This is a genomic window from Mesorhizobium sp. W067, assembly GCF_054719525.1.
Genome location: NZ_JBTTII010000001.1, coordinates 1,366,836 through 1,392,759 on the forward strand (window position 1 = coordinate 1,366,836; position 25,924 = coordinate 1,392,759).

The 25,924-nt window shown below is 60.6% G+C and carries 30 protein-coding genes and 4 pseudogenes; 22 read left to right on the top strand and 12 right to left on the bottom strand.

What is annotated here, in order from left to right:
• Positions 1-14 precede the first annotated feature (14 nt).
• The 8 genes and pseudogenes from ACYG97_RS06680 to ACYG97_RS06715 all read left to right on the top strand — a co-directional run bounded on the left by ACYG97_RS06680 (position 15) and on the right by ACYG97_RS06715 (position 7,094).
• Positions 15-929, top strand: coding sequence for a sugar phosphate isomerase/epimerase family protein (locus tag ACYG97_RS06680; RefSeq protein ID WP_460221566.1), 915 nt, complete (start codon positions 15-17; stop codon positions 927-929).
• Between the two features lie 55 nt (positions 930-984).
• Positions 985-1,926: a sugar ABC transporter substrate-binding protein gene (locus ACYG97_RS06685; RefSeq protein WP_023734079.1), complete on the top strand. Its 942-nt coding sequence runs from the start codon at positions 985-987 to the stop codon at positions 1,924-1,926.
• Between the two features lie 61 nt (positions 1,927-1,987).
• On the top strand, positions 1,988-2,992 hold the full coding sequence (locus ACYG97_RS06690; RefSeq protein WP_050590412.1) for an ABC transporter permease: 1,005 nt from the start codon (positions 1,988-1,990) through the stop codon (positions 2,990-2,992).
• Complete coding sequence (locus tag ACYG97_RS06695; protein WP_023693351.1) at positions 2,989-3,771, top strand: ATP-binding cassette domain-containing protein; 783 nt, start codon at positions 2,989-2,991, stop codon at positions 3,769-3,771. Before ACYG97_RS06690 ends, ACYG97_RS06695 begins: the two co-directional genes overlap by 4 nt.
• A 10-nt stretch (positions 3,772-3,781) precedes the next feature.
• The gene (locus ACYG97_RS06700) at positions 3,782-4,957 is read left to right on the top strand and encodes an aldose 1-epimerase family protein (RefSeq protein WP_023697391.1); all 1,176 of its coding nucleotides are present in this window, start codon (positions 3,782-3,784) and stop codon (positions 4,955-4,957) included.
• 117 nt (positions 4,958-5,074) lie between these two features.
• Positions 5,075-6,169 carry a fatty acid desaturase family protein gene (locus tag ACYG97_RS06705; protein WP_460221567.1) on the top strand — a complete coding sequence of 365 codons (1,095 nt, stop codon included), beginning with the start codon at positions 5,075-5,077 and terminating at the stop codon, positions 6,167-6,169.
• A gap of 27 nt (positions 6,170-6,196) precedes the next feature.
• Positions 6,197-6,374, top strand: a pseudogene (locus tag ACYG97_RS06710) (Rieske 2Fe-2S domain-containing protein); the annotation flags it as partial.
• Between the two features lie 552 nt (positions 6,375-6,926).
• The gene (locus ACYG97_RS06715) at positions 6,927-7,094 is read left to right on the top strand and encodes a hypothetical protein (RefSeq protein ID WP_156935602.1); all 168 of its coding nucleotides are present in this window, start codon (positions 6,927-6,929) and stop codon (positions 7,092-7,094) included.
• Between the two features lie 745 nt (positions 7,095-7,839).
• On the opposite strand, the gene ACYG97_RS06720 is transcribed toward ACYG97_RS06715, so the two are convergent.
• The 7 genes from ACYG97_RS06720 to ACYG97_RS06750 form a co-directional block, all read right to left on the bottom strand.
• Positions 7,840-8,046: a hypothetical protein gene (locus ACYG97_RS06720; RefSeq protein ID WP_023734075.1), complete on the bottom strand. Its 207-nt coding sequence runs from the start codon at positions 8,044-8,046 to the stop codon at positions 7,840-7,842.
• Between the two features lie 203 nt (positions 8,047-8,249).
• A complete protein-coding gene (locus tag ACYG97_RS06725; RefSeq protein WP_023734074.1) occupies positions 8,250-8,642 on the bottom strand; it encodes a hypothetical protein in 393 nt (130 codons plus the stop codon).
• Positions 8,643-8,717: 75 nt separating this feature from the next.
• The gene (locus tag ACYG97_RS06730; protein WP_023734073.1) at positions 8,718-9,074 is read right to left on the bottom strand and encodes a hypothetical protein; all 357 of its coding nucleotides are present in this window, start codon (positions 9,072-9,074) and stop codon (positions 8,718-8,720) included.
• A gap of 195 nt (positions 9,075-9,269) precedes the next feature.
• Positions 9,270-9,782, bottom strand: coding sequence for a DUF4142 domain-containing protein (locus ACYG97_RS06735; RefSeq protein ID WP_023734072.1), 513 nt, complete (start codon positions 9,780-9,782; stop codon positions 9,270-9,272).
• Positions 9,783-10,264: 482 nt separating this feature from the next.
• The gene (locus ACYG97_RS06740) at positions 10,265-10,492 is read right to left on the bottom strand and encodes a KTSC domain-containing protein (protein WP_023673160.1); all 228 of its coding nucleotides are present in this window, start codon (positions 10,490-10,492) and stop codon (positions 10,265-10,267) included.
• A gap of 41 nt (positions 10,493-10,533) precedes the next feature.
• A complete protein-coding gene (locus ACYG97_RS06745; RefSeq protein ID WP_023734071.1) occupies positions 10,534-10,728 on the bottom strand; it encodes a hypothetical protein in 195 nt (64 codons plus the stop codon).
• A gap of 193 nt (positions 10,729-10,921) precedes the next feature.
• On the bottom strand, positions 10,922-11,107 hold the full coding sequence (locus tag ACYG97_RS06750; RefSeq protein WP_023700484.1) for a DUF3606 domain-containing protein: 186 nt from the start codon (positions 11,105-11,107) through the stop codon (positions 10,922-10,924).
• Between the two features lie 126 nt (positions 11,108-11,233).
• Between ACYG97_RS06750 and ACYG97_RS06755 the strand changes: the two genes are divergently transcribed.
• The 5 genes from ACYG97_RS06755 to ACYG97_RS06775 all read left to right on the top strand — a co-directional run bounded on the left by ACYG97_RS06755 (position 11,234) and on the right by ACYG97_RS06775 (position 13,675).
• Positions 11,234-12,112: an ATP-dependent DNA ligase gene (locus ACYG97_RS06755; protein ID WP_023734070.1), complete on the top strand. Its 879-nt coding sequence runs from the start codon at positions 11,234-11,236 to the stop codon at positions 12,110-12,112.
• A gap of 71 nt (positions 12,113-12,183) precedes the next feature.
• Positions 12,184-12,333 (top strand): hypothetical protein, encoded by a 150-nt coding sequence (locus tag ACYG97_RS06760; protein WP_023673151.1) that lies wholly within the window; start codon positions 12,184-12,186, stop codon positions 12,331-12,333.
• 23 nt (positions 12,334-12,356) lie between these two features.
• On the top strand, positions 12,357-12,578 hold the full coding sequence (locus tag ACYG97_RS06765; RefSeq protein WP_023734069.1) for a DUF768 domain-containing protein: 222 nt from the start codon (positions 12,357-12,359) through the stop codon (positions 12,576-12,578).
• Positions 12,575-12,805 carry a DUF768 domain-containing protein gene (locus ACYG97_RS06770; protein ID WP_023734068.1) on the top strand — a complete coding sequence of 77 codons (231 nt, stop codon included), beginning with the start codon at positions 12,575-12,577 and terminating at the stop codon, positions 12,803-12,805. Before ACYG97_RS06765 ends, ACYG97_RS06770 begins: the two co-directional genes overlap by 4 nt.
• 207 nt (positions 12,806-13,012) lie before the next feature.
• Positions 13,013-13,675, top strand: a complete 663-nt coding sequence (locus ACYG97_RS06775; protein ID WP_023673148.1) for an outer membrane protein — start codon at positions 13,013-13,015, stop codon at positions 13,673-13,675.
• A 315-nt stretch (positions 13,676-13,990) separates the two neighbouring features.
• Here ACYG97_RS06775 and ACYG97_RS06780 read toward each other — a convergent pair whose 3' ends face one another.
• Positions 13,991-14,242, bottom strand: a complete 252-nt coding sequence (locus ACYG97_RS06780; protein ID WP_023708906.1) for a hypothetical protein — start codon at positions 14,240-14,242, stop codon at positions 13,991-13,993.
• A 408-nt stretch (positions 14,243-14,650) separates the two neighbouring features.
• Entirely contained in the window at positions 14,651-15,112 is a 462-nt protein-coding gene (locus tag ACYG97_RS06785) for a Ros/MucR family transcriptional regulator (protein WP_084023775.1), read from the bottom strand.
• A 270-nt stretch (positions 15,113-15,382) separates the two neighbouring features.
• Here ACYG97_RS06785 and ACYG97_RS06790 point away from each other — a divergent pair, with 270 nt between their 5' ends.
• From ACYG97_RS06790 to ACYG97_RS06830, 9 genes and pseudogenes are all read left to right on the top strand, one after another.
• Positions 15,383-16,132, top strand: coding sequence for a Crp/Fnr family transcriptional regulator (locus ACYG97_RS06790; protein WP_023708903.1), 750 nt, complete (start codon positions 15,383-15,385; stop codon positions 16,130-16,132).
• A gap of 1,312 nt (positions 16,133-17,444) precedes the next feature.
• The gene (gene ligD, locus ACYG97_RS06795; protein ID WP_156937204.1) at positions 17,445-17,678 is read left to right on the top strand and encodes a non-homologous end-joining DNA ligase LigD; all 234 of its coding nucleotides are present in this window, start codon (positions 17,445-17,447) and stop codon (positions 17,676-17,678) included.
• A 34-nt stretch (positions 17,679-17,712) separates the two neighbouring features.
• Positions 17,713-18,310 (top strand): annotated as a pseudogene (gene ligD, locus ACYG97_RS06800) (non-homologous end-joining DNA ligase LigD).
• A 145-nt stretch (positions 18,311-18,455) separates the two neighbouring features.
• Positions 18,456-19,422, top strand: a pseudogene (locus tag ACYG97_RS06805) (ArdC family protein).
• Positions 19,419-19,640: pseudogene (locus ACYG97_RS06810) on the top strand (DUF2958 domain-containing protein); the annotation flags it as partial. The pseudogenes ACYG97_RS06805 and ACYG97_RS06810, both read left to right, overlap by 4 nt.
• A 157-nt stretch (positions 19,641-19,797) precedes the next feature.
• The gene (locus ACYG97_RS06815; RefSeq protein WP_084023758.1) at positions 19,798-20,151 is read left to right on the top strand and encodes a hypothetical protein; all 354 of its coding nucleotides are present in this window, start codon (positions 19,798-19,800) and stop codon (positions 20,149-20,151) included.
• Positions 20,152-20,339: 188 nt separating this feature from the next.
• Positions 20,340-20,948, top strand: a complete 609-nt coding sequence (locus ACYG97_RS06820) for a hypothetical protein (protein ID WP_352658570.1) — start codon at positions 20,340-20,342, stop codon at positions 20,946-20,948.
• Entirely contained in the window at positions 20,945-21,337 is a 393-nt protein-coding gene (locus ACYG97_RS06825; RefSeq protein ID WP_023693628.1) for a phage holin family protein, read from the top strand. Before ACYG97_RS06820 ends, ACYG97_RS06825 begins: the two co-directional genes overlap by 4 nt.
• Positions 21,334-22,176, top strand: a complete 843-nt coding sequence (locus tag ACYG97_RS06830; RefSeq protein ID WP_460221568.1) for a hypothetical protein — start codon at positions 21,334-21,336, stop codon at positions 22,174-22,176. Before ACYG97_RS06825 ends, ACYG97_RS06830 begins: the two co-directional genes overlap by 4 nt.
• 147 nt (positions 22,177-22,323) lie before the next feature.
• Here the strand turns inward: ACYG97_RS06830 and ACYG97_RS06835 are convergent, their stop codons facing one another.
• From ACYG97_RS06835 to ACYG97_RS06845, 3 genes are read right to left on the bottom strand one after another with little or no spacing between them, the layout of a single operon-like run.
• The gene (locus tag ACYG97_RS06835; protein WP_031262582.1) at positions 22,324-23,955 is read right to left on the bottom strand and encodes an ABC transporter ATP-binding protein; all 1,632 of its coding nucleotides are present in this window, start codon (positions 23,953-23,955) and stop codon (positions 22,324-22,326) included.
• Positions 23,945-24,829, bottom strand: coding sequence for an ABC transporter permease (locus tag ACYG97_RS06840; RefSeq protein WP_023734823.1), 885 nt, complete (start codon positions 24,827-24,829; stop codon positions 23,945-23,947). The genes ACYG97_RS06835 and ACYG97_RS06840 overlap by 11 nt, the downstream gene beginning before the upstream one ends.
• Complete coding sequence (locus ACYG97_RS06845) at positions 24,826-25,872, bottom strand: ABC transporter permease (RefSeq protein WP_023734822.1); 1,047 nt, start codon at positions 25,870-25,872, stop codon at positions 24,826-24,828. Before ACYG97_RS06845 ends, ACYG97_RS06840 begins: the two co-directional genes overlap by 4 nt.
• Positions 25,873-25,924: the final 52 nt, after the last annotated feature.

The window sequence follows — 25,924 nt, forward strand, 5'->3', positions numbered from 1 at the left end:
GAGGAATTCACATCATGATGCAGGCAGGTATTTTCACGGGCTATTTCCCGTACGGCCTCGAAGAGACGGCAAAGAAGATCCGCGGGCTCGGTTTCAACACGGTGCAGCTCGACCTGCATTTCAGGGATGTCGATCTCACGGCCGGGCAGATCACCGGGGACAAGGCGAGGACAGTGCGCGACACGTTTCGCGACCACAATCTGCCGGTCTGCTGCATCTCGGGCTACACCAACATCATTCATCCCGACAAATCCGAGCGCGACAAGCGCGTCGGCTATCTCAAGGAAATCATCCGCAATGCGCGCGCCTTCGGCTCGCCCTACGTGATCTCGGAGACCGGAACCTACAACACCGAATCCGACTGGGTGCATCACCCCAGGAACAAGACCGAGGAAGGCTTCGAGGAATGCCGCAAGGTGATCTCGGACCTTGCCCAGACGGCTTACGACCACGGCGCGGTCTTCCTCCTCGAGACCTACGTCAACAACGTCGTGGGCTCGGTCGAGGAGACGGTGAAGATGTTCGCCCAGGTCGACCATCCGGGCCTCGGCCTGCTGATGGATCCGACCAACTATTTCGAGACCCACAATATCGACAAAATGGACCAGATCCTCAACCAGGTGTTCGATACGCTGACCGACAAGATCAAGATCGCGCATGCCAAGGACGTCAAGCGTTCGGGCAGCGACAAGTCGGAAAAGCATGCCGACATCGGCGACGAGGATGCGATGGAGAGCCACACGTTCCGCGGCGTCGGCGAGATCGAGCTGCCGGCGCCCGGGCTGGGATCGCTGAATTACGATCTCTATCTGCAGCGGCTCAGTGAGAAGCACCCGAACATCCCCGTCATCATCGAGCATCTGACCGAGGACGACGTGCCGCGGGCGAAGAAATTCCTCGACGGGAAGTTCCGCGCCAACGGCCTGTGAGCGCCGGTTGCGCGGCCGGGGCATGGCGGCGCAACTCCAACCAAGGGAGGAATGAATGTTGAAATTCGCGTTGAAAGTGGCTGCCGCGGCAACGCTGGTAGCCGGGGTCTCCTTGAGCCTGCCGGCATTCGCGCAGGACGGCCAGAAGACCTTCTATCTGCTGTCGCATGGTGGCCCTTCGGACGCGTTCTGGATCGACTGGAATGCCGGCGCGACCAAGGCCTGCGACCAGCTCAAGGTGACCTGCAAGATCTCGTTCAGCGGCGGCGACATGGCGGCGCAGAAGGAGGCTTTCAACTCGGCGCTCGCCGCCAAGCCGGACGGCATCGCCACCACCTCGGCTCAGCCCGGCCTGTGGACGGAGGAGGTGAAGGCCGCCAAGGCCGCCGGCATACCGATCGTGTTCTTCAACACCGACGATCCGGCGACCGGGCGGCAGGCCTATGTCGGGGCCGACCTCAGGGAAGCGGGCGTCATCTGGGCCAAGTATCTCGTCGACCACAAGATGGTGAAGCAGGGCGACAAGGTGTTCCTGCCGGTCGAAGTGCCGGGCGCCAGCTACCAGCAGCTCGAGACCGGGGGCATCGCCAGCGTCTTCGATCCGCTCGGCATCAAGTACGACGTGGTCGATTGCGGCACCGACCCGGCCGGCATCATCGCCAAGATGACCGACTACATGGTCGCCAACAATCCGCCGGCAATCATTGCACTCGGCGATTCCGTGGCAGCAAGCATCAAACGCGTCTTCGACGGGGCCGGTGTGTCGGCCGGCAAGGTCCCGGTCGTCGGCTGGGGCAACTCAAAGGAGACGGCCGAGGCGGTCAAGTCCGGCTTCGTCAATGCTGCGGCCTGGCAGTACCCGTCGGCGCAGGGCTTCATGCCGGTGGCGCTGCTCGGGCTTGCGGCCTCTGGCGAGCCGATCGGCTACGACATTCACACATTCAGCCTCTACGACGCCTCGAGCGTCGAGCCGATCCTGAAACTCTACAACAAGTGACGACAATCGGCGCCCGCCGCGAAATGGCGGGCGCCGGACGAAACGCATGGTCCTGACAGATATGGCAATCACAGCAGACGACGACACGCAGCGAGCGAAGGGCAGGTCTGCGCTGCTGCGTTCGCCGCAATTCTCCTCGCTCATCATCCTCATCGTGCTGCTCGTGGTGTTCGCCATCGCCGACGGCAACTTCCTGTCGCCCCTCAACATATCCAACATGATGGCGTTCCTGCCCGAGCTCGGCATCATCGCTCTCGGCATGACGCTGCTGCTGACGGCGGGCGAGTTCGATCTGTCGGTCGGCGCCGTGTTCGGCCTTGCGCCCGTCGTGGTGATGCTGCTGGTGCAGAATGGCGGTATCGACATCGGCGTCGCCCTCCTGGCCGGGCTTGTGCTGTGCATCGCGATCGGCGCCATCAACGGGCTGATCGTCACCAAGATCGGCATTTCCTCCTTCCTGGTCACGCTGTCGATGCTGCTCGTCGTGCGCGGCGCGGCGCTCTACATCACGCAGGGATTCCCCCTGAAGTCGTGGGACCAGCCCGGCTTCTTCGTCACGCTGCTGGCCGGCAGCTTCAATGTAGGCTCGTTCCGGTTCTACACCTCGCTCTGGTGGTTCATCGGCCTGTCGCTGCTGGCGATTTACATCCTGCGCTACGCCAAGCTCGGCAACTGGATCAGCGCCATCGGCAGCAACCGCAACGCAGCGGTGGCGCGCGGCGTGCCGGCCGACGCGGTGAAGATCTGGCTGTTCATCCTGACCTCGGTGGTGGCCGGGCTGGCCGGCATGATCAGCGCGTTCCGGATTTCGGCCGCCTCGCCGGTGGCCGGCACCGGCTACGAACTCGAAGTGATCGCCATGGTGGTGGTCGGCGGCACGGCGCTCACCGGCGGGCGCGGCACCATCCTCGGCACCATCGTCGGCGCGCTGATGCTGCGCGTCATCCGCAACGGCATCGTGCTGATCGGCGTGCCGGGCTTGGCATACAACATCTTCGTCGGCGTCATCATCCTCGCCATGCTCATCCTGCACGCTTTGCTGCAGAAGAACGCCGCAAGGAGCTGACGATGGAAGTGCTGCGTCTGCAAGACCTGCAAAAGTCCTTCGGCAACGTGCGTGCGCTGAAGAACGCCTCGTTCACCCTCAACGAAGGCGAGGTGGTTGCCCTGCTCGGCGACAATGGCGCCGGGAAATCGACGCTGATCAAAGCGATCTCCGGCGTCTTCCCGGCCGACCACGGCGACATCTTCGTGCGCGGCGAGAAGGCATCGATCCGCTCGACGCGCGACGCGATGGACCTCGGCATCGAGACCATCCATCAGGACACATCGCTCGCGCCGGACCTCAGCATCGCGCGCAATCTTTTCCTGGGCCGGGAGCCGGTCAATTTCGGTTGGCTAGGCGTGTTCGCGCCGCTCGATCTCGCCAAGCTTCGCAACGCCGCCTCGGCGCTGCTGAAGCGGGTCGGCATTTCGAAAAAGCTCGATGCCGATGCACTGGTGAGCACGCTCTCGGGCGGTGAGCGGCAATCGATCGCGATCTCGCGCGCCATGCAGTTCGCCGCCAAGGTGATCATACTCGACGAGCCGACCAACAATCTTGGCGTCGAGGAAACCCACGGCGTGCTGCGCTTCGTCAAGGAGGTGCGCGACGCCGGCCACTCGGTGCTGCTCATCACCCACAACATCCACCACGTGTTCCAGGTCGCCGACCGCATCATCGTCATGCGCCGCGGCGAAATCGTCGCGGAACAGACGGTCGCCGACACCGACCTGTTGACGGTGGAAAGCATCATCACCGGCGCCGACATGTCGGCCTTGCTCAAGGAGGCGAGGGCAAAGTGAAGGACGTCGCATGGTAGAGCTTTACGGCAAGACGCTGTCGCGAAGGCAGGTGGCCGAGCGGTCCGGCATGCTGTCGCAGTTTGCCGGCGTGCGGCTGATGACGCTCGGCGACGGCGTGGAGCGCGGCATCCGGATGCTCGAGTTCCGCACCGGCTCCGGCCTGCGCTTCACGGCGCTGGTCGACCGGGCGCTCGATATCGCCGATTGCGACTTCCGGGGCCAGGCGATCGGCTGGCATTCGCCGAGCGGCTTTCGCCAGCCCGGACTGCACGAGCATGAAGGGGAGGACGGTTTCGCCTTTGGCCGGTCGTTCTCGGGGCTGCTCGTCACCTGCGGCCTCGACCATATACTGGGCCGGCAAGACGTGCCGGCCGAAAGCTACAATTATCCGGGGCGCAAGCGGGTATTGCACTCGCTGCATGGCCGCATCGGCACCGTGCCGGCGCGGCTGACCGGCTACGGCGAGGCCTGGGACGGCGACCGCTGCGTGCTGTGGGCGGAAGGCATTGTCCAGCAGGCAACCGTGTTCGGCGAGGATCTCCATTTGCTGCGCCGCATCGAGGCCGATGTCGGCGGCAGCGAGATCCGCCTTTCGGACCGCGTCGTCAATCATGGTTTCAGCCGCACGCCGCACATGTATTTCTATCACGTCAACGTCAGCCATCCCTTGCTCGACGAGGGTTCGCGCTACCTGGCGCCGATCCGGGATGTCGTCTGGGCGGCGCACGCCGGCGATCGTTACGAGGCGCAGAAGGTCGGCTACCGAACCGTGCCGGCGCCGCAGCTGGGATTCAGCGAGCAGGTCTGGGAGCACGAGCTTGGCGCCGATGCGGCGGGCGAGGTGCCGGTGGCCGTCGTCAATGACCAACTGGGGCTCGGCTTCGAGGTCGTTACCCGCAAGGATCAGCTGCCCTGCACCTATCAGTGGCAGAACTTCCAGGCAGGCCTATATGCGTTGGGAATCGAACCCTCGACGCATCATGTTCTGGGCAATCTCGCCGCGCGCGAACGGGGCGAGATGATCTGGCTGGACCATGGCGAAAGCCGCTCCTATGACGCCGTGTTCCGGGTGCTCGACGGTGCCGGTCAGATCGCCCAAGCGGAAGCGAGGATAGGGTCGATCGCCCGGCAGCCGCAACAGGATTACCCTGCGCCGTCGGGCGCTTTTGCGAGACTGCAGGCGTGACCGGCTTGAAACGCACGATCGGTTGCCGCGGCGGGCGGGAAGTGCGCCGGAATACGGAAGCAGGCGCGGCCCGGCCGACCCCAGGCGGCCCTTGCGGAGCGCAGGCGGGAAACGGAGATGACGATGACGGCAAGCAGGAAGCGCGACTACAGCCTGGTCGGTGAAAGCACCAAGCGCGCCATCGAGACCGGATTGGCTTCGGCCGAATGGTATCACACCGATGTCCCGCGCAGGGCGATCAAGGAGTTGATGCAACGCTCCGACGGGCCGGCGATCCGCGACACGATCATCTGGGTCGCGGCGATCCTGGTGTCGGCCGCCGGCATCGTATGGTTCTGGGGCACTTGGTGGGTGGTGCCGTTCCTGTTCGTCTATGGCGTGCTTTACGGCTCGTCGAGCGACTCGCGCTGGCACGAATGCGGCCACGGCACCGCGTTCCGGACGCGCTGGATGAACGATGTCGTCTACCAGATCTCAAGCTTCATGCTGATGCGCAACCCCGTGCAATGGCGCTGGAGCCATGCCCGCCATCACACCGATACCATCATCGTCGGCCGCGATGCCGAAATCGCCGTCATGCGCCCCCCAGATCTGCTGCGGGCGGCGCTGGCCTTCACCGGTATTCTCGATTTCCGCTATTCGCTGCCGGCGCTGGTGCGCCAGGCGTTCGGCAAGCTGTCCGATGAAGAGAAGAGCTATATCCCCGAGATGGAGCAGCACAAGGCGGTGATCGCTGCGCGCTGGCATGTCGCCATCTATGCGGCGACAGTCGGGCTGGCGTTGTTCACGTGGTCGCTGCTGCCGCTGGTGCTGATCGGCCTGCCGCGCCTCTATGGCAGCTGGCACATGGTGCTGACAGGGTTGCTGCAGCATATCGGCCTGGCCGACAATGTCGTCGACCACCGGCTGAACACGCGCACCGTCTACATGAACCCGGTCAGCCGCTTCATCTACTGGAACATGAATTATCACGTCGAACACCACATGTTCCCGATGGTGCCCTATCATGCGCTGCCAAGACTGCACGAGCTGATCAAGCACGACCTGCCGGCGGCGAACCCGTCCATGTGGCATGCCTATCGCGAAGTCTGGCCGGTGCTGCTGAAGCAGCTGCGGTACGAGGATTATTTCCTCAAGCGCGAATTGCCGCCGACGGCGCGGCCCTATCGCGGTGAATTTCACGAGCTCGATATGTCGGCGGCGGCTGAATAGCCATAGCGGATGGTGCGGGAGCCGGAGATGGCCGACTGGATTGAAGCGTGCGCGGTCGATGACATCGAGGAAGAGGATGTCATCTGCTTCGATCCTCGCGGTTTGCCGCTCGCCCGATGACGAGCTCTTCGCCACCGACGGATATTGGACCCATGAGAAGGCGCATCTAGCCGAAGGGCTGGTGATCGACGACGTCATCGAATGCCTTGAAGCACATTGGCCGCTCTGCGACGTTTTCCTGAGCCGAAAGAGACAGACCGTCGCCGACGGGCGCGCCATGGAGGGTAAGCGCCAGCTGACCATGCTGCGCGTGCTGGTCATGGACGTGGCCGAGGGCCGCCGACCGGGCTGAGGTCGATCGTCTCGATGCCGCCGGAGTTGTGCTGAACCCTAGATCGCGATGCGGCCCCCAGCCTGTTCACCGTGCCGGGCTAGAATTCTTCGAGATCGGCACCGCCGACTGTTTTCTTAGTTGGGCTTTCCGGCTCCACAAGACGGGCACCGACGCCGTCATTGCAGTGCCGGCTATGCCACGGTCACCGTGCCCAGACATATGTGCTTGGCCCTTTGACCCTGATCGACGAGGTCCTGATTCACTGCTGCTTCTGCTGATCAGCTTTGAGGTGCTGATTGTGCGGTTTGATCTGGCAGCGTTGATACTGGGCGCTACCGCGATCGAAGCGGAAGGACAGCGCCTACCGCAGCGGCAAAACGACCGCCTGAACAAGATCAGTGTGAGGGAAGGAGATGGAATTTATTGGTGCGCAGCGAGCGCGGCAAAGCTGCGCAGGTGATCGTGGCTGGAAAGCGTCGCTACAAAGGCGGTGCGTTGTCAGTTTGGAAGCCGACACGCGTCCGGCAGACGACGGTGATCTCGCTGGCTGACTGCGGCGCGGGATTATTATTGAACGACGGCAGGAAGTAGGCTCGGTGCCACGCCGTGCGTCCAGGACTCGGGTTGGAGTGGATTATGGTTCGGGGTGACGATAGCCGATCTGCGCAGCCTCGAACCTCCAGCGCTTGCCGCATGTTGGGCAGGGGTACAATTGTCACTTTCACGCTCGACCTGCTCCGCGTGTGCGTCAGGATGATGCTACACTCAAATTCTCACCACGGCTCAAGGTTCTCCTCGGCAGCGAGGCTTCATGCCGTAAGCGAGCCGCCCCGGGAAACTGATTTCAATTCCTTCGCAGCCGCAACGAGGCGCGGTCATTCCCGACGGCTTTGATGAGCTCCATCACCTGCTCAGGCGGATGCCGTTCTGCTGGGCAAAATGGAAGAGTTCGTTGCGTTCGTTGGACGAGACCCGGTTCCTGTCGCGAAAATCACGCTCGGTTTTGTTGTCCGTCATCATCTTCTCCTTTCAACCTCAATTCGCCGGCCCGAACCGCCCGCTGGAGCAAAACTTCCGAGACCGCCGAACGCCGAGGCTGATCGAGCCTCGCTAGGGCTGCTGCGAGTAGACGAAAGCTCCAACTGGCGAAAGCTGGGGGGAGCTTGTCCAATGCCGGGGTGGGCTCGGTGCACGCCGTGGCATCGCTTCGGCGACTTTAACCACTTGCCCAGAACACGGATGGGAGCAGCCTCGGAAAGATCCGCCCACCAGGCAATGAAGCTACGCGAACACCGAGTTCCTCGTCCTGTAGCATCAGCAGACGCTCGTGGATGTCTTACCCGGCATTCTCGCCGGAATGATCGAAGTGGATGGCGAGGCCAAAGGCGAGCGCTCGCTCGGCGATCATATTGACAAGATGGCTTTCGCCGATCGACAGCGCCGGAACGGCCTCTTTCAACGCCTCGAGAGCGTGCCGTGTCGACAAAAGACCCCGCCGCTTGCGGCTGCTCACATATTGATCGATCAGGTATTCCAGTGGCATCTGCCTGCCTCCGCTTCGGACAGGATCTCGTAGCGTTGCTGCGGAGCAACAGCATTCACATTGGTTAAGAGATGGCGGCGAACGCCATCATGCATGCCGCCAAAAACAGACGGCGGTGGGGCTGGCTGATTTACCCCGGGTTGGAGCGCTACCCTCGGGTAAGCATGGCACGACCGTCGCGCCGGGTTCGGACATTTTCGGTGCTACCGCTCCGGTACCGCGGAGGTTTGTGGATGGTTGCGTGCCGCCTCGGCGATTTCCGGAATGAATTTCGTCGCGGTGCAGCTTCGGTTTACATTGGCGCGGGCGGTAAATACCTCTTGCCCGCAGACTTGCGAAGCGAGCGCGATCGGTACGTGCACCGCCAGTGGCAACTCGGTCTCAGCCACTCCCAGATGTCTTGCAACCTGTTGCTTCACCTCCGGCCGGCCGAGCGAGACGTCAACGCCGACATCATCCTTGGCGGTCGGCGACGATCCTTGCGCCGGCAGTCGACCCTGCTTGGCTGTATGCGACGAGTCGCCGGATTGTTGAGCCGGCTGACTTGTCTGCGCAGATGCCTCGACGCCCGAAGTCAGCGAGGCCGCCAGTCCCAAAAAAGCCCGGAGCCCCAAAGACGCAACCCGAAGTCCGAATGTGCTTATTGTCATGTTCCTCACCGTGCGGGGCGCTCAGAGTTCGGTGTTGCTTCGGCCTCTTTCGAAGACAGGGATGTCTTCCTCCTCCTCATCATTGTCACCGGTTGGTATGTCCTCGGCGTAGCTGCGGGTCAGTTCCTCGGTTTCGCTTAAGCCGTCGATCGTGTCATTGGCGCCTGCCCCTTCATCATGACGACCGGTAATTTCGCTGCGGGGCCTTGCGCCGATCGGCTGGTCGACATCGTCGGCTCCCACGAAACCTGGCTCCGCGCCGTGCCTGTCTTCGTGGCCCACGGGGCTGTCCAACACGGCGGCATCCTCCGGGCGAATGGGTTCATCATTGGCGAAGTCACTTCGTCTCGAATGCGAGGTCTCGTTTTGCTTTGGCATGTCAGGTCTCCTGTTCGTTTGGCAAATTCGACGACGCTGGTGCTTGCACGCCGGACTACCTGAGCGACGCACCTTTAGAGTTCCTGCATCGACGACCGCTTGAAGGTTGCAGCGTCCCTGGGGGCGGAGGCAGTGCCAGAGGGTTGGCACAGACTCCACAGCGCCGCGAAGAACCAACGTCGTGGCCAGATCCACTCAGCCCTGAGAACCGCTCTTGCTCAGTTGCTGGGCATGTTTGAAATGCTGCCGGATGACCGGCGCGGTCTTTTTCGCATGGGCCGCCAGATGTTTTGCCTGACCGTTTTCCGCATAGGAGGTCATCAGCGTCAGGGCTTCCTGGTGCGCTGCAACCTGGGCGTCGATGTAGGCGTTATCGAACGCCCCGCTGCTGTCGTTGCTCAATGCTTCCAATTGGGCAGCATGCTTGCTTGTCATCTCCGGTGCCACTGCGACGTCGTCCTTCTTTGCCGCCGCAATGAGCCGCTTGGAAGAATTCGTGTGGTCCTTGATCATCATGCGAGCGAATTCCTTCACTCGTGATGTCTTCGATTTCCGCAGCGCCAACTCACTCGACTGGATCTCGAACATGTCTGAACTCGCAGCTGCTTTGACAAATTCCTGCGGGGACGTGGTCGCCGTCTGAGCCATTGCCCCCGGGCTGATGAGACCGATGGCGATCGCAGCCAAAAGCACTTTGACGAAATGCATGTTGTGCTCCTGCAATATTGCTTAACTGGCCCAACACGGCCGAGCTGCCGTTGTTCCCCTTTTTGTGACAATAAATACCGGGCGGCAGGCGTAGACCCCGAATGGCTCCTGCTCAGCGCTTTGATCATAGATCCGGCCGTATTGCAGGACCGGTGACTGCGCGGAGCTCAGCGCGGTTCTCCGATAAGGCACTATGATCGCAGAGCAGCCGACCGACTTCGTAAGCCCTGTGGATGCGCAGGAGTGCGCTGTTTGCCGACCCGTCGCCGTGGGTCACGCCCGTCGTGGCAGACCTGTCCGACAGGCCCATGAAAACTTCTGCAAAGCTGCGATGATGATGGGCAAATAGGCCCAGCACCTAGCTTAGTATAATACGCGCCCGCTGGCCCGGCCGGCCGGCTTTTCGTTTGCCCTCGGAACCTGGTCAATTCGCACAGTTGCTCCCCTGCGATGGCGCGGGCCGCCTCGAATCTGAAATTCTGTCAATCGCCCGACGCGGCTGCTGCCCTCCCTGCCGCGAGCCGGAATGCATAACGATTGCGGATGTGGCTGTTAAAATAGACGCCCTTGGCAAAGGCAGCTTTGAACGCGGCAACGGCCTCAGCAGGTACGTCCAAAAACTCGTAATGCTTCCCGCTCGCTACAAACCAAACCGAGAGAACCCTGGTGTTCGGGTCATAGTCGAACTTGCGTATCGAAGTCGACGGCATGGTATGCCATCCAAACTCAGCTAGCCGGGTTGGATCGCCAGCTACAGGCTGAAACTGTATTCGAAGACGTGGCCGCGCCTCTCGTCGGCAACCCTGATCCAAATGGGTTCGCTGGTGAGCAGGGTGACGTCGCGCTCCGTCGCTTCCCGCGCCGCCCTGATCGGCGTTGTCGCGTGGACGATGTGGGTAGCCGTCACGGTATCGCCATCCATTTCCTCAACGTGGTATTTCGGCACTTGTGTTCCTAAGCGTCTAGTTCGAGAGGCTGATCGTGATCCGGATCGGCATGATAAGCGACCTGGCGAAAGTCGCGCATATCGATCTGTTGGCCGCAAACAGGGCAAGGCATGAAATGATCGAGCTCGCTCGCGGGCGGGCCTTCATGTCGGTGCCCAATTATTGGTCTGCCGAGATCCGATAGCCTGGTCATTATTTCCGCAGAGCCTTCGCTTCTCGCTCCAGCGTTTCGCGTTGGTTGCCGTGCTTCGCGATCAATTCCTTGACCTGCTGCGGGGTGATCCCGGCCTTGGCTGCGAAATACTCGACTTCATAATCCTCATCGGCCGAGACCCGGTCCCGATCGCGAAAGTCCCTCTTGCTCTTGTCGTCAGCCATATCTCGATTCCTCCTGCGAATATCGAGCAACGTTCAGTCAGCGTGTTTTGTTGCACCAAAGCCAACTTCCGGCTTCGGAACCATTTTAGCTTAAGCTTATTGAATCGCCGGAGGGCGGATTAGTGCATGCGTTTGAAGTTCATCGAGCCGTTGATGCCGACCCTTGTGGAGAAGCCTCCCGAGGGTGAAGGCTGGACCCACGAGGTCAAGTTCGACGGCTACCGCTCGCAGATGATCATCGATGAAGACGGCACACGCATTTATACGCGCAACGGCCACGACTGGACCGCGAAATATCGCGACCTGGTGGGGGAGGCAAAGAGTCTTGGTGCCGAAAGCGCGATTGTCGACGGTGAGATCATCGTCTTGAACGAAGCTGGCCTTTCGGACTTCGGCGATCTGCGCAAAGCGATCACCCGCCGACAGCAAGACCTCTATTTCGTCGCCTTCGATCTATTGCACCTCAATGGGCACGATCTGCGCGACATGGCGCTTGAGGAGCGGCGCGAGATCCTGGCCAGCATGATCAAGCCCGGGCGGCGTATTCAGTTCAGCGAGCCTCTGCCCGGCGAAGCCAAGGCGATCCTCCACTTGCTCGACCAAGCCGGACTTGAAGGCATGGTGTCGAAGCGGAAGGACAGCAAATACCGCAGCGGTCCGTCGGCCAACTGGCTGAAGGCCAAGTGCTATGCGATCGACGAGTTCGATCTGCTCGGCGTCGAGCGTGAAGCGGGCAAGCCGGCTATCGCTCTCATGGCCGAGCGGGGCACAGGGCGCTATGTCGGCAGCGCGTTCGTCACCTTGAACCGGGAAATGCGCGAGAGGCTATGGAAACGCGTCCAAGAGCACCCAGGCACGGCGCCCAAGGGCGTCATGAAGCGGCCTGCGACGCAATGGGTCAAGCCGGGGCTGATCGGCCGCGTAAAGCACCTGCGCGGCGAGGATGACCTGCGCCACGCCTCACTGCAGGACTTCCGAGAGGATGACACAGATGGCCGTGGCTAGGAAAGACCAGGAGCGCGCCACCTACGCCTGGATGTACGCCCAAGCGAGCAAGGATGGCAAGGAGACGTGCGGTGCCAGCCTACTGGGGAGAGCATGCCGACGCGTGGCTGCAGGGCTTTGACGGTGAGCCGGTGGCCGCCTTCGGCAAGACCAAGACTGTCAACGACGAAATGGAAGCCGAGGTCGACGAAGCTGCCGTCGAGCGCCCTGCTGGAACCTAAGCGCTGGATCGAGCTTAGGCTTCATGAGCACACGCGGCGTCAACTTTCTCGATCGCTGGATCGGCAACAATTTCCCCGAAACGGCTAAGACCGACGCCGTTTCGGTAAGTGAGTACATACACAAATTGTATGCCGACGCTAAAGCCTTGACGATCGAGCGCGAAGAGATCGACGAAGAGGTTGATAGCCTATATCGGACGCTGGTCGATGCCGTCGTGCACTTTGCCCCAGGTGTTCCCGAATGAGCAAGCCGGCCGTCCTATTTTTGAACCAATGGATAAAAAAACACGATCTATCCGACGCCGGTGCGCCGAAAGAGCGAGCGGAGATCGAGCAGCTCGCAAAGCGCCTAATCGCCGACGCGGAGGCTGAGGGGATTGCGGAAAGCGAGCTGACCGAGGCGTTTGACGACAAGGAGGTCGACAGCCTTTATCGTACCCTCCTCGATGTTAATTCTGGGATACCGAAATGAGTGTTCCCGGCCTGAAGGTTCTGGACAGTTGGCTGGCCGAGCAGTTGCCCACTCTGGCGAGGGGCGATCCGATCGCCACCAGCGAGTTGGCATAAGGTTCTCATGTAAGTGCGGGCGGCCGATTTGAATTCGGCCAACTGTGGCAGAAAAACAACTGCATCAATCGGCGCGCTCTGCTACCAAAAAGGTAGTTACAGGAGATCACCTATGAAGAAGCTGCTTCTTGGTCTGTCGTTGTCTCTGCTGGCTTCGTCGGCGTATGCTGCCGATGCCATCGTTGCAGAAGCCGCGCCGGTCTTTAGCTGGACGGGTGGGTATGTCGGCCTACAGGCAGGCTATGCTTGGGGGAATGGCAACATAGACGAAATCGGTGGGCCGGGCTTTGTCGACACAGATCCTGACGGGTTCCTTGGTGGCGTCTACGCCGGTTACAACTATCAGATGTCCAATAACATTGTGATTGGCGCGGAGCTGGACGTCGTATATGCGAATGTTGATGGCAGCGGCCAAGTCTTCAGCGCTCCTGGTATCCCGATCCCGGGCGGCATCGCCACCGAAGAACTCAACTGGAGTGCGGCGGCAAGACTGCGCCTAGGATATGCCGTTGATCGCTTTCTTCCTTATATTGCGGGTGGCGTTGCGTTTGGCGATGTCGACATAAGTAATAATGGAGGCGGACCTTCGTTCGGAGATACATTCACAGGATGGACGATAGGCGTGGGCTTGGATTATGCCATGACCGACAATCTGCTGCTGCGAGGCGAGTATCGCTATACCGACTTCGGTACAGAATCCTTTGGTGGTCTGGTCAATGCCGACGTTGATCTGAAGACCAACGAGGTTCGCTTCGGCATCGCCTACAAGTTCTAATCCCCTGATGTCATAAGAGCCTGTCGCTCACCGCGACGGGCTTTTTTGTGCAAGAACCGTTTGCGGCGATCCCCTCAACGGAGTTCGCTACCATGGTCAAGACGAAAACCCCTCACAACACGTTTCGCAGGAACAGCTCGCCCGCTTCAAGATCGAGGCGGAACGGCTGCACAAGGCAATCGTCGGCCCGATTGTCGCCGATCTGCGACAATCACCAGGCCGTGTAGGATCCGCATGAAGTGCTGCTCAAGAACGTGAACAATCACCGACAGGGATGCGCTATCCGATGGCCTCTTACAGGTCCGGCGTCGCTGCCTACTGCTGAATAGGTGGAGTCACGAGACCCGGAAAGGGCAACACGTTGCCGCCCGTCCCCCGCCGGCGGCGCAGTTCAATCTCGCGATAGACCAGGGTGCCCATCACCATTTCCGCGCTGGCGATTTCCGATCTCGATGGCAACGACTTGAGCAATTGGTGCAGTTGTCGCGTTTCCATGGTCGCAATGTGGGCGGCAATGGCTTCGATGCTATCGCCCAAATTCGCCAGTAACCCTGCGGACATCTGCATCGCGCTACTCTACAGCCGGGAAAACGTGTTGAGATGCAGACGCGACCTTTGGCCTTCTGCAAAGGCCAAAGCATAGGATTCGAGCTTGAATGATCGGGTGAGTTCCTGGTCTTCCTCGACCACTCGCCACAGGCTTCGCCAACTTCGACACAAGGGCGTGCTTTGCGAATTGGAATGATATCAGCCAGGGCGTTGCCTCCCAGCAATCAGGCCAAACGGGATTGTAACGTCGTAAGCGGTCTTCAACAAGAAGAGTTTGGGCAGCAATACGAAACTGAGGTGTGGGCCACAAATGGCCGGCGCCATGGGTTGGGGAACCTGGGTGGGCACCGGCCAAGAGCGGACAGGTCCGCCGCGATGCATACATCGTCGATTGGTGCCGCAGTGGTAATGGTGTGATCGCGGAAGCTACGCTTTAGCCTTAGCCGCCGGCCTTGCCTTGCCCGTTACAGTTGCCGTGGGCTGCGGTGCCTTCCTACCCAGACCGATCGACTTCGCCATGGCAGACCGTGAGGCCGCATAGTTGGGAGCGACCATCGGATAAGTGGATGGCAAGTTCCACTTTGTTCGATACGCGTCAGGAGTGAGACCGAAATCCACGCGCAGATGTCGCCGAAGGGTTTTGAACCGCTTACCATCTTCAAGACAGATGATGTAATCGGGAAATACTGACTTCTTTGGATTTACCGCAGGCACTGGTTCTTCGGTCGCGGCAGCCACGCGATGGCCAATCGCAGACAGCGACGCGTGCACTGAGGCTATCAGGTCCGCCAAACCCGCGACCGGCACGGGATTGTTGCTGACGTACGCCGATACCACATCCGCCGTGAGTTCTACCAGTTCAGGGGCGTGGTCGGGGGCGTCGGTGATGGTGTGAGTCCTCGAATTTGAGAACGATCTATTATAGCTGCTGCCGCAGCTGCGCAACTCGAGGCCCGATGATGGGCCGCTTCCCTCGTAAGCACCAATCCTGTTGAGCCTGTGTTTGCCGATGGAGGAAAGGACCATCCGAAGCAGTGCCAGACTTATCACAGGTTAAGTCGGTCCGGTGTTTATGATATAAGGTCGGGCATCATTCGCGTTCTGCTGGCCGCGGGTGACTGAGAGACCATAGCGCTCCCGCCCAAACGGAGAGCCGACATGCTTTATCAAAGCCCATTAACCGCCAAGTTCCATCGTGCCTTCACCCTCACGTCAGGTGAGCGTCAAGCTCTCGACGCGGTAAGAATAAGGATCGTTGCGATTGGCGCAAACCAGAACTTGGTTCGGGAAGGCGACCAGCCGTCCCGGTGCATAATGGTCCTGGCTGGCTTAGCCAGCACCTCGAAGGTAACAGGAGACGGGAAGCGTCAGGTCACTGCTTATCATGTGCCTGGCGACATGCCCGATCTGTTGAGCCTGCACCTCGATCTGTTGGATAGCGACGTTCGAACGGTGAGCGCTTGCAGTGTTGGCTTCATAGATCACTCGGCTATACGGCTGCTCTGCGAACGCCACCCCAGGCTGGCGGCAAATCTTTGGCGAACGACACTGGTTGATGCATCGATTTTCCGCGAATGGGTGGTCAATGTCGGGAAGCGCCAAGCGCTTGGCCGAGTGGCCCACCTTCTCTGTGAAATCATGCTACGTATGGAAGACGCCGGACTCGCGTCCGATCAAACCTGCGCTTTTGCTGTGACTCAAGCTGACCTTGGCGAGGCGACAGGGCTGTCGGCAGTCCACATCAACCGCACGCTCAAGTCTCTTCGGGAGAAGCGCCTTACATCACTTGTGAATGGCCAATTGACCATCCATGATTGGGAAGGACTGGCCTTTCTTGCTGAGTTCCGGCACGATTACCTGCACTCAGCAAGGACCAATAAAACGGCCGAGTTCATGTCAATGCACTGATTGCTCCAGGGGAAAATCGCCAGAAATGCGGATTGGCTCCAAGGGTAGCCGGACCACTTGTTGGCCTTCGCTGACCATCAGCGGTGCGATCGCCCCCCAACATGGTCAATGCTTTGATGGCGCGTCGAAGCGTTAGCGCAAGGGGTTCACTTGCGCGCAGAGTGCATTCGGATGCTTACCGGCCCACATGGGCGTTGACTGTCCGTATGGCCGTCTGCGTAGCACCATCCATCCCCTCAACTGATACTTCGGCACTACAGGGTTTCCACCTCTCTTCATGGCTTTCGATTGGCCGCGCGATCGACCAATTTGTGGGCTCAGCCGCATCAATTCGAGCCCCGCTATTGGCTAGCGACTGTGGAAGAGGTTCCTGGGGCACACCATGCCGGCGCCCAAGGGAATAAATCTCGGCGACGCAATGGGTCAAGCCCGGGGCTCATGCGTCGCTGCAGATTTCGGGAGGACGGCGGATATTCGCTTTTCTCCGACCGAAAGCGTGCCAAGGGACGTCGCCAGCTAAACAGCAACCGGCGTTGACGCTTGGGAGCGCCTGGCAGCGTTCACGGTGGCCTGTATGGGCGCTTGACATTTCGCGAGTGGCATGTGTTGCGAGCTTGTTGCAGATCATGTTCGCACCATGCAACGGCAAAACGCCTCATCGAGCGCTATGGAAAAGCCGCATTGTCAGTTCGGTCGAGCGAGCGCTTTTCTGCACGAGTTGTGACAGGGGAGGGCCTGTCAGGCTTGGAATTCACAAGCTGCAACGCAATTGAGGAAGAAGCCGAAAGGGTGCAAGACCAGATCGATTCTTGCAGCCAAACTCGGCTCTGGTGTGGTTCAATCCTGTTTGCATCATCGCGGATCAGCGGTCGGACTGTCGAGAACTGAACTGCGCGATCTCAGCCGGTGGGCTTCGAACCAAAACATGCGGACCACCGCGGACGGGGACAGTCGGTCCCGCGTCCCGTCCTGCGGCCGGCGCTATGCTGACGCTCCTACGGCTGTCCTGTTCACCGCCCGCGGCGGGGGGCGAATTTCCTCCGTCCTGCGCGTGACAATTGTCCGCTGTTGCGGCCGCGCGCAGGAACTGCGGCTTATGCGCCGTTCTTCCTTGAGCGCCGACGGTCGCCGGCGCGGTGCTTGGGCATGGAACCGAATCCCAGGCAGCGTATTGACATGTATCCGAGTTCCTTGTCCGAGTAGACGGCACTCTCAACAAAAGGCGCAAACGGCCCAGAGACTCGGCCAATCTCGATCCGGCAACGAGATCGCCGCTGCTGTCGGCGTCAAGTTGACGCATTCGGACAAGGTCATGTATCCAGGCACCAAGGTGACCAAATCCACGCTCGCCGCCTACTACGCAGTGGTCGCCGAGAAGATGCTGCCGCACATTCAGGATCGGCCGCTGTCGCTGGTGCGCGATACTCACGGCGACCTGCAGCAGACCTTCTTCAGAAGCACAACCTGCCAGGCGTGCCCAGGGCCATCCATGATGGCCACTTGGAGAAGGTGTCCGGTAAGGAAAGCCGCATCTCGTGGTCGATGACTTGGCTGGGCTGATCGCGGGCGTCCAGACCAACGTGCTCGAATTCCACATCTGGGGAAGCCGTCGCCAGCAGCCGGATCTGCCGCACCGCATGATCTTCGACATCGACCCCGACAGGGCTTGGGCTTTGCTGCCGTCAAGCAGGCAGCCCTCGACATTCGGAGCATTCTGGAAGCGCTTGGATTGCAGTCGTGGCCGTTGCTGTCCGGCGGCAAGGGCGTTCATGTGGTCGTCCTGCTCCTCCGGAGGCAGACTGGGACGAGGTCAAGAGCTTCTGCCAGGACTTCGCCGAACTGCTGGCCCGTACAGATCCGTCGCGCTTCGTCGCCAATATGAGCAAGGCGAAGCGCAAGGGCCGAATGTTTCTCGATTACCTGCGCAACGGCCAGGGCTCCACTGCAATCTGCCCCTGGTCGACTCGGGCACGCGCGGGGGCGTTGTGCGCGGTGCCTGTCAGCTGGGATGAGTTGCCCACCTGCGAAAAACGCCAACGGCTTCGATGTCTTCGCCGCCGCCGCGCGGGCTCAGTTGCGCGAAGCCTGGGAAGGTTATTTCGACGTCGCACAAACGCTTACCGACCGCATTCGGCACGCAGTCCGGCAGCAATAACCATAGGTCAGCGACACTACTGATTGGCGCGGACCGCCTTTGCCCCGAGTTCAGGAGCGTCCCCTTCGAGGCCTGGGCTATGCCTCTAGAGTGAGAGTACGGACCGGTTTGCCGTGACGGGTTGAGAGCTGGAGGAGAGGCCTCCGGCGCCCGTCGCGGAGAAACCCGATGTCCAGACATTACGCTCGCGCCGGCGCCGACCGGACAAGCCTCTATGATGATATCACCAACAAGATCATCGCCGAGCTGGAGGCTGGGCGCTTTCCCTGGGTGCCCTGGGGCACGGCGGCGGCGCAAGCACCCCTCGCCATGCCGGCCAATGCCGCCTCTGGCCGTGCCTATTCGGGGATCAACGTGCTGATCCTGTGGGGTGCGGTCGTCGAGCATGGCTTTCCCGTCCAGGGCTGGCTGACTTTCCGCCAGGCGCTATCGCTGGGCGGCCATGTCCGCAAGGGCGAACACGGGACCACCGTCGTCTATTCTGACCGCTTCATCCCTGACGACGAGAAGAAACGCGCGCGGGAGACCGGCGAGGCAGCGCGGGCCATACAGTTTCTGAAGCGCTTCACCGTCTTCAACGTCGCGCAATGCGAAAATCTGCCCGACGATCTGGCGATGTTTCCGCCCGCACCAGAGCCCGGACTGATCGAACCGGCCGTCGAGGCACTAATCAAGGCGACAGGGATCGATTTCCGCATCGGCGGCAATAGCGCCTATTATGTGCCGGCGCACGACTACGTGCAGGTGCCGTCTCCGCAGGCGTATTTCGAGACCATTGACTGGCACCGCACCGCCCTGCACGAGCTTGGCCATGCGACCGGCCATCCCTCCCGCGTCGGCCGTGACCTCGGCGGCGCCTTCGGCACAAAGCGATATGCTTTCGAGGAACTGGTCGCCGAAACGGACGCAGCCTTCTGCTGCGCCTCGCTAGGTATTGTGCCGACCGTGCCACGCCGATTACCTGGCCTCCTGGCTCGATGTCCTGCGCGAAGACAACCGCGCCATCGTGCGTGCCGCCTCCCAGGCCAGCAGGGCAGCCGACTGGTTGCTCGCCTTCCTTCCGCAACCTGACAACGGAACCAGGGCAGGACCCGCCAACGTCGATGAAGTCGAAATCGAGAAGAGGGCGGCATGATCGTTCTCACCGAGGAACTGCGCGTGCCTGCTCGCCAATAGCCGCGATCGCGACGCCGGTGGTGAAGCTCTTCAAATCAACTCGGCGAAGGAATTTGGCTCGCAACCGCGCTCGAAATGACGTCGATCCGGCTACCTTTCGGCATCGGCATCGAGCGGGACATGCTCTTTGGCACCGACCTGCCGATTTCCGTCTGGGCAGAGAGGCGCGACGATACCAGGCAAAATTCTGGGCACTCCGCCCACGTCACGAGTCCTCGAAGCGCAGGCCGATCTTTCCCGCTGCATGTTCCTGCACGCGTTCGGAAACGCAGATCCTGCCAGGCTCGGCGATCCTCTCTAGACGCGCGGCGATGTTGACCCCCGCGCCCAAGACGTGACCGTCCTGTTCGATGATGTCGCCGACGATCTTGCCGCGATGCGTGGCAATACAGGGATCGAGGTGGTCACGTTGATGGCTGTTCAAGCGCTCGAGGGCACCTTCTTCGTCAGCGCCCATCAGTTGACTGTACCCGGCGAGGTCAGCCGCAAGGATCGCCGAGAGCTTGCGCTCGACCCGACCGATTTCCATCCAGTCCCTCTGCAAGGCGTCAGGATCATATTTGCCCAGGTCAAGCGATCCAAGTCCGCTCTTCCGGTTTTCTTTGGGATCGCGTCAACCATGTCGGGCGCACCCGTTCGTACGGAGCAACTGGGGCTCCGCACGAGGGACAGGGCAACTCACTGGTGACTGGGTGCGTGCCTGACGAAGCTCTTCGTTTCGGCTGAGATAAATGCTCTCACTTACGGAACATCGCAGGTTCGTCGAAGTTGGAAAGCTACGGAGGACGTGCATATGAACAGTGTCATTTATCTTATAGGCCTTATCGTCGTCGTGCTCGCGGTCCTCTCCTTCCTCGGTTTTCACTAGGTGGCCTCATGCAGCATGAGAAGGATCAGGGCGGACAGCCCACCGAATTCGACAAGGCGAAAAGCGACGTCTCCGAAAGACTTCGCCAGGAAAATGAGCGTGCCAGCGAGTTGCTTCACGACGCGCGGGACGAGGTGACCCGTAAGGCTGGCGACTATGCATCTGAAGCCACGCAGGTCATCTCCGACAAGGCGGAGGAGGCGCAGCGCGACATCGGATCGAGCTTGGCGGCGTTGGGTGGTGCACTGCGAGCGGCCAGCGATCACCTTGCCAGCAACGATGAAAGGAACGCATCGAAGTTCGCTTTGGATGCTGCCAGTGGCCTTGAGCGGCTTTCATCGTCCTTGAAACAGAAGCCCTTTAGCCAAGTCCTTGATGACGTCCAGTCCTTCGGCCGGCAAAATCCCGGTGTCCTGCTTGCGGGATCGGTGTTGGCCGGATTGGCTCTCGGGCGGTTCATCAAGGCTTCTCCGCCGGCAAGGCCCGATTCTGAGGCCGCTCCGGGAGGCCTCAAATCACACACCGATCAGCCACAGGGTTGGTCCGCTGATCGTCCACAAGATTTTGGCGTGGTCGGCGATGATGGGGCCACGCAGATCGCGGAGCAGGACAGATGAACAACCAGGACAATCCCAGCCTTGCCGGGCTAGTCACCGATTTGGCCCAGAATGTCACCACTCTGGTGCAAACCGAGGCGAGGCTGTTTCGGGCCGAGCTCTCTGAAAAGCTTACCAAAGCCGGAGCAGGTGCCGCGGAAGTGCTGGGCGGCGCGATTTGCCTGCTCGCCGCGCTCTTGGTGTTGCTGCAGGCGCTCATTATCGCACTGACGCGGGCAGGGCTTGGCGCGGGATGGTCTTCCCTGCTGGTCGGTGTGGTCGTGGCGGTCCTCGGCGTCATCCTGCTGCGGACGGGGACGGCCAGCATGGCGCCTTCGGAACTTACCCCCGACCGGACCCAGGGACAGCTCAAGCGCGACGCGAGCGCGATTAAGGAACAGGTGAGATGAACGAGAAATCCGCAGCCGAACTTGAACGCGAGGCCGAGGCTGCTCGCGCTCGGGTGATGGAGACCGCCGAATCCATTCGAGGCAAGATGACGCCTGGACAATTGCTGGATGAGTTCACCGGGCTGTTCTCGGGAGGGGAGAGCGCGGCCATGCTCAGAAATCTCAGAACGCAGGTCCGAGACAATCCTTTGCCGGTCACCATGGTGGGCGCAGGTCTGGCCTGGCTGATGTTCGGCAGCGGTACCTCAAACACAGCCCACCGTTCGGCTGGCTATCCATTGCCTTCAGCGCCGGGACGACATGATGTAGCAGGGGAGCGCGGCGGCTTGGGCGGCACGCTCTCCGACGCCGCGGAATCGCTCTCCTCGAGCGCTGCCAGCGTCGGCGACACCATATCGAGCACCGCAAGAGCCGCTGCGGCGGGTCTGACGGGAAGCGCTGCCAATGCAAGCTCGACGACTGGGGACATGGCGGCGAAAGCCAGCCGCTCCGCGCAAGATCTGTTGGAGGACCAACCCTTGGCCGTAGCGGCCGTCGGTCTCGCCATCGGCGCCGCTATAGGTGCAATGCTGCCCCATACCGCAACGGAGGACGAGCAACTAGGCGCCTATGGCGACAAGCTTCGCGATTCCGCCGAAACTTTGCTCGACAGGGGCCTCGATGAGGCCAAGCAGGTCGCCGCCGACGCCTATCAAACCATCAAGCAGGAAGCTGGCCGGGAACATATGGAAGCAGACACGATGGCCGATCAGATCGGCGAGATCGTGAAGTCCACAGCAGACAAGACCGAGCATGCCTTGCGCGAACGTATTTCCGATACGTCTCAGCGTCAAACCTAGCCTGATGGTCCTGGATCAGCGATAGACGGTTCCAGAAGGCGTGCATAATGGTCGCGCTGATCGCTGCGCGTGGAGCTCGATCATGCCCTTCAAAGCACGTGGAAGATGGGCGGACGGGGACTTAATTCCTGACCACCTTGCAACCTGTCAGATTTTCCGACTGGCCAGCAATCTTGTCAGCCAGTCAGGATCCATTTCGGGAACAGAGGACAAAAGCCGTTCGGTGTAAGCGGCATACGGAGGTGTGAGAACCACGCTCTTCAATCCCTGCTCGACGACTTTGCCGCCGTGCATGACGACAATCTCGTCTGCTATCGCGCGCACCGTGGCAATGTCATGGGTAATGAAGATGTAGCTCATCCCGAGTTCACGCTGTAGGCGCATCAGAAGCTTGAGGATCTCCTCCTGCACAATTTGGTCGAGCGCGGATGTGATCTCGTCGCAGATGATAAGCTCCGGTTCGGCAGCCAATGCCCGCGCAATGCAGACGCGTTGTTTTTGGCCACCTGATAGCTCGCCAGGTAGACGTTCCAGAAAATCCTCGCTCATCTCGACCATGTGCATAAGTTCGCTTATCCGGCGATCTCTCTGCGCGCCTTTGAGGCCGAGGTAGAATTCGAGTGGCCGATCTAGGACTTCTTCGACCGTTTGGCGCGGATTAAGGGCGTTGTCGGGCATTTGATAAATCATCTGGACGCGACGCAGGACCTCCTTGGGCCGCGCCTTCAGGCTCTTGGAAAGGAGCTGGCCTGCGAAAGAAATCGAACCCGAACTTGGCGGCAAGAGTCCGGTAACGACTCGAGCGAGCGTCGATTTCCCAGAACCGGATTCGCCGACCACAGCGACTGTTCTTCCGCGCGGAACCTTGATGGAGACATCCTGGAGCACCTTGACCCCTCCGGCATAAGCCGCGGTGACGTTGTCTATCGTCAAGAGATAGTCATCGGCTGGAACTTCGGGCTTGGCGAGCTTGCGGACTGCCCAGAGCGTCCTCGTATATTCCTGGCTGGGCGAGGCCAGCATCTGACGTGTGTCAGCCACCTCCACGGTAACTCCGTGTCGCAGAACCATGATGCGATCCGCCATTTGCGCCACCACCGCCAGGTCATGCGTTACGTAGATTGCAGCAGTACTGAATTCCTCAACGATGTTGCGAATGGAGGCAAGGACTTCAACCTGCGTGGTCACATCGAGCGCCGTTGTTGGCTCGTCGAATATTATGAGGTCCGGTCGACAAGCCATTGCCATCGCTGTCATGGCCCGTTGCAACTGCCCGCCTGAGACCTGATGAGGATAGCGAAAGCCTATGCTCTCGGGTTCTGGGAGCTGAAGACGCCGATAAAGATCCACGGCGCTCCGGTTCGCCTCTTCCCGGCTGACGATTCCATGCGCCACCGCGGTTTCGATGGTTTGTTCCAAAAGTCGATGTGCCGGATTGAAGGAGGCCGCCGCGCTTTGCGCGACATAGGCAATGCGGGAGCCCCGGAGACGACGGCGCCCCTTTTCATTGACTGCCAGGAGATCAATCCCGTCGAACAGGACCGAGCCCTGTGTGATCCGGCAGCCCGGTTTGGCATAGCCCATTGCGGCAAGGCCAATGGTGGACTTGCCGGCGCCTGACTCGCCGATTAGGCCAAGAACCTCCCCCCGCTTCAGCGTAAGATCGATCCCGCGGACGATGGGATGCCACTGTTCGTCCGAGGATCCCTCCACATGCAGATTGCGGATTTGCAGTAGATCCTTTCCTTTTTCGCGTGAGCCTGGATCGCTACTTTTCATCCCGCAACCCGCTTGTTGCGTGCAGGTACCAGTCCACAACGAAATTTACGGATACGGTAAGAAGAGCTATCGCGCCGGCCGGAAGCAGCGGCGTGACATCGCCGTAAGTGATCAGGGTTGCGTTCTCGCGCACCATTGATCCCCAATCGGCCGTCGGCGGCTGAATACCGACTCCGAGGAACGACAGCGCCGCGACTGTCAGGAACACGAAGCAGAATCGCAAGCCGAACTCGGCGACCAGTGGAGGCATGACATTGGGAAGGATTTCCTTGGCGATGATCCATCTCGGTCCCTCGCCGCGCAATCGCGCCACCTCGACATATTCCATCACGGCCACGTTAAGCCCAACGGCGCGAGAAAGCCGAAAGACACGGGTAGAATCGAGAAGCGCAATGATAACAATCAGGCTGGTGATCGACGAGCCGAAGATCGACAGAAGCACCAGCGCGAAGATCAGACTCGGGATCGACATCAGCACGTCCACCGCACGCGACAAGATCTGGTCGAGCCACCCCCTATACAATGCGGCAAGGAGGCCGAGCGACACGCCTACCGCGAAGGAGAGCAATGTAGTCGCGACCGCGATAGCGATGGTGTTGCGCGCACCGTAGATCAAGCGGGTGAGCATGTCGCGGCCGAGCTGGTCGGTTCCCAATTTGAATTCCTGATTCCACGGCGCGAAGGCTTCGCTGAAGACCTGCGTCTCGCCATATGGGGCTATCCAGTGCGCGAAGACCGCAACAAGGACGTAGCCAACGATCACCACGATGCCGAACCATGCACTAAGCGGTGCCTTCTTCAGCGCTGTTTTCGCCCGGCTGGCACGCGAGCGCCTCAGCCTCTGAACCGCCGCGATAGATTGGGATCTGGTCATCGTGGGTGCAAGAGCCTGGGGTTGGTGGCGATGGAAATAATGTCGGCCAGCAGGTTGAGAAGGATGTAGGTCGCGGCGAAAATCAGGGCACAGGCCTGGACAACCGGAACGTCCCTGGATTTTACCGCATCAACCATCAGTTGGCCGATCCCGGGATAGACGAAAACGACCTCGACCACGACCACTCCGACGATGAGATATGCCATATTGAACGCCACGACAGTGACGATGGGAGCCCAGGCATTGGGCAGGGCATGCCTCAGCACGATCACCATCGGGGACATTCCCTTGAGGCGCGCCATATCGATGTAGGGACTTGCGAGCATGTTGATGATGGCCGCTCGGGTCATGCGCATCATGTGGGCCACGATCACGAGTGTAAGGGTGATTGCCGGCAGCGCCACTTTCCAGAGGTGCTCCCAAAATGGGGTATGATCGTTCACATTCGACAGTGTCGGAAATTTGGGAACCGCATTGAGTGCCCAGGTCAGTGAGATACTGAGCCAATGGGGCAGGGATTGAGCGAAATCGGATGCAATGAACGTGTCGCGCGAGATCACCAGGTAGGCGAGCATATAGGCGACGAAAAACTCCGGGAACGAAATAGTTGTCAGTGTCACGGCATTCACCAGCCGGTCGAACCAGCCGTTGCGGTACAGCGCGGCGAGAATGCCAAGCCCGAGCGCCAGCGGAACCGCTATCAGCGCGGTCACCGCTGCAAGAAACATCGTATTGTAAAGGCGTGGCGCGATGATCTCAGCCACGGTACGCCGATATCCGGTGCGGCTCGCGAACGAAGAGCCGAAGTCGCCGTGAAGCATTTGCGCGACCCAGACGAAATAGCGCTCGACAGGCGGACGATCGATGCCGATTTCCCGCTGAAAGGCGGCGACCGTTTCGGGCGTCGCCGACTGCCCGAGCGTGGCCTTGGCGAAGTCGCCCGGAAGCATCGCGATGGCAGAGAAGATGATGATGGACACGATGAACAAAGTGACCAGGCCGAGGCCAAGGCGCTGCAGAACCGTTCTTGCGACGGGGTTCATTTGAGTGCCGTCTCCCTTTGGGCGGCAGTCCTGCACTCGGAGCAAGCCGACC

Excerpts from the sequence above, each read along its gene's own strand:
- ACYG97_RS06680 (WP_460221566.1), top strand. The coding sequence starts at position 15 with ATGATGCAGGCAGGTATTTTCACGGGCTATTTCCCGTACGGCCTCGAA.
- ACYG97_RS06685 (WP_023734079.1), top strand. The coding sequence starts at position 985 with ATGTTGAAATTCGCGTTGAAAGTGGCTGCCGCGGCAACGCTGGTAGCC.
- ACYG97_RS06690 (WP_050590412.1), top strand. The coding sequence starts at position 1,988 with ATGGCAATCACAGCAGACGACGACACGCAGCGAGCGAAGGGCAGGTCT.
- ACYG97_RS06700 (WP_023697391.1), top strand. The coding sequence starts at position 3,782 with ATGGTAGAGCTTTACGGCAAGACGCTGTCGCGAAGGCAGGTGGCCGAG.
- ACYG97_RS06705 (WP_460221567.1), top strand. The coding sequence starts at position 5,075 with ATGACGATGACGGCAAGCAGGAAGCGCGACTACAGCCTGGTCGGTGAA.
- ACYG97_RS06720 (WP_023734075.1), bottom strand. The coding sequence starts at position 8,046 with ATGCCACTGGAATACCTGATCGATCAATATGTGAGCAGCCGCAAGCGG.
- ACYG97_RS06730 (WP_023734073.1), bottom strand. The coding sequence starts at position 9,074 with ATGCCAAAGCAAAACGAGACCTCGCATTCGAGACGAAGTGACTTCGCC.
- ACYG97_RS06735 (WP_023734072.1), bottom strand. The coding sequence starts at position 9,782 with ATGCATTTCGTCAAAGTGCTTTTGGCTGCGATCGCCATCGGTCTCATC.
- ACYG97_RS06740 (WP_023673160.1), bottom strand. The coding sequence starts at position 10,492 with ATGCCGTCGACTTCGATACGCAAGTTCGACTATGACCCGAACACCAGG.
- ACYG97_RS06750 (WP_023700484.1), bottom strand. The coding sequence starts at position 11,107 with ATGGCTGACGACAAGAGCAAGAGGGACTTTCGCGATCGGGACCGGGTC.
- ACYG97_RS06755 (WP_023734070.1), top strand. The coding sequence starts at position 11,234 with ATGCGTTTGAAGTTCATCGAGCCGTTGATGCCGACCCTTGTGGAGAAG.
- ACYG97_RS06765 (WP_023734069.1), top strand. The coding sequence starts at position 12,357 with ATGAGCACACGCGGCGTCAACTTTCTCGATCGCTGGATCGGCAACAAT.
- ACYG97_RS06770 (WP_023734068.1), top strand. The coding sequence starts at position 12,575 with ATGAGCAAGCCGGCCGTCCTATTTTTGAACCAATGGATAAAAAAACAC.
- ACYG97_RS06775 (WP_023673148.1), top strand. The coding sequence starts at position 13,013 with ATGAAGAAGCTGCTTCTTGGTCTGTCGTTGTCTCTGCTGGCTTCGTCG.
- ACYG97_RS06780 (WP_023708906.1), bottom strand. The coding sequence starts at position 14,242 with ATGCAGATGTCCGCAGGGTTACTGGCGAATTTGGGCGATAGCATCGAA.
- ACYG97_RS06790 (WP_023708903.1), top strand. The coding sequence starts at position 15,383 with ATGCTTTATCAAAGCCCATTAACCGCCAAGTTCCATCGTGCCTTCACC.
- ligD (WP_156937204.1), top strand. The coding sequence starts at position 17,445 with ATGTATCCAGGCACCAAGGTGACCAAATCCACGCTCGCCGCCTACTAC.
- ACYG97_RS06820 (WP_352658570.1), top strand. The coding sequence starts at position 20,340 with ATGCAGCATGAGAAGGATCAGGGCGGACAGCCCACCGAATTCGACAAG.
- ACYG97_RS06825 (WP_023693628.1), top strand. The coding sequence starts at position 20,945 with ATGAACAACCAGGACAATCCCAGCCTTGCCGGGCTAGTCACCGATTTG.
- ACYG97_RS06830 (WP_460221568.1), top strand. The coding sequence starts at position 21,334 with ATGAACGAGAAATCCGCAGCCGAACTTGAACGCGAGGCCGAGGCTGCT.
- ACYG97_RS06835 (WP_031262582.1), bottom strand. The coding sequence starts at position 23,955 with ATGAAAAGTAGCGATCCAGGCTCACGCGAAAAAGGAAAGGATCTACTG.
- ACYG97_RS06840 (WP_023734823.1), bottom strand. The coding sequence starts at position 24,829 with ATGACCAGATCCCAATCTATCGCGGCGGTTCAGAGGCTGAGGCGCTCG.
- ACYG97_RS06845 (WP_023734822.1), bottom strand. The coding sequence starts at position 25,872 with ATGAACCCCGTCGCAAGAACGGTTCTGCAGCGCCTTGGCCTCGGCCTG.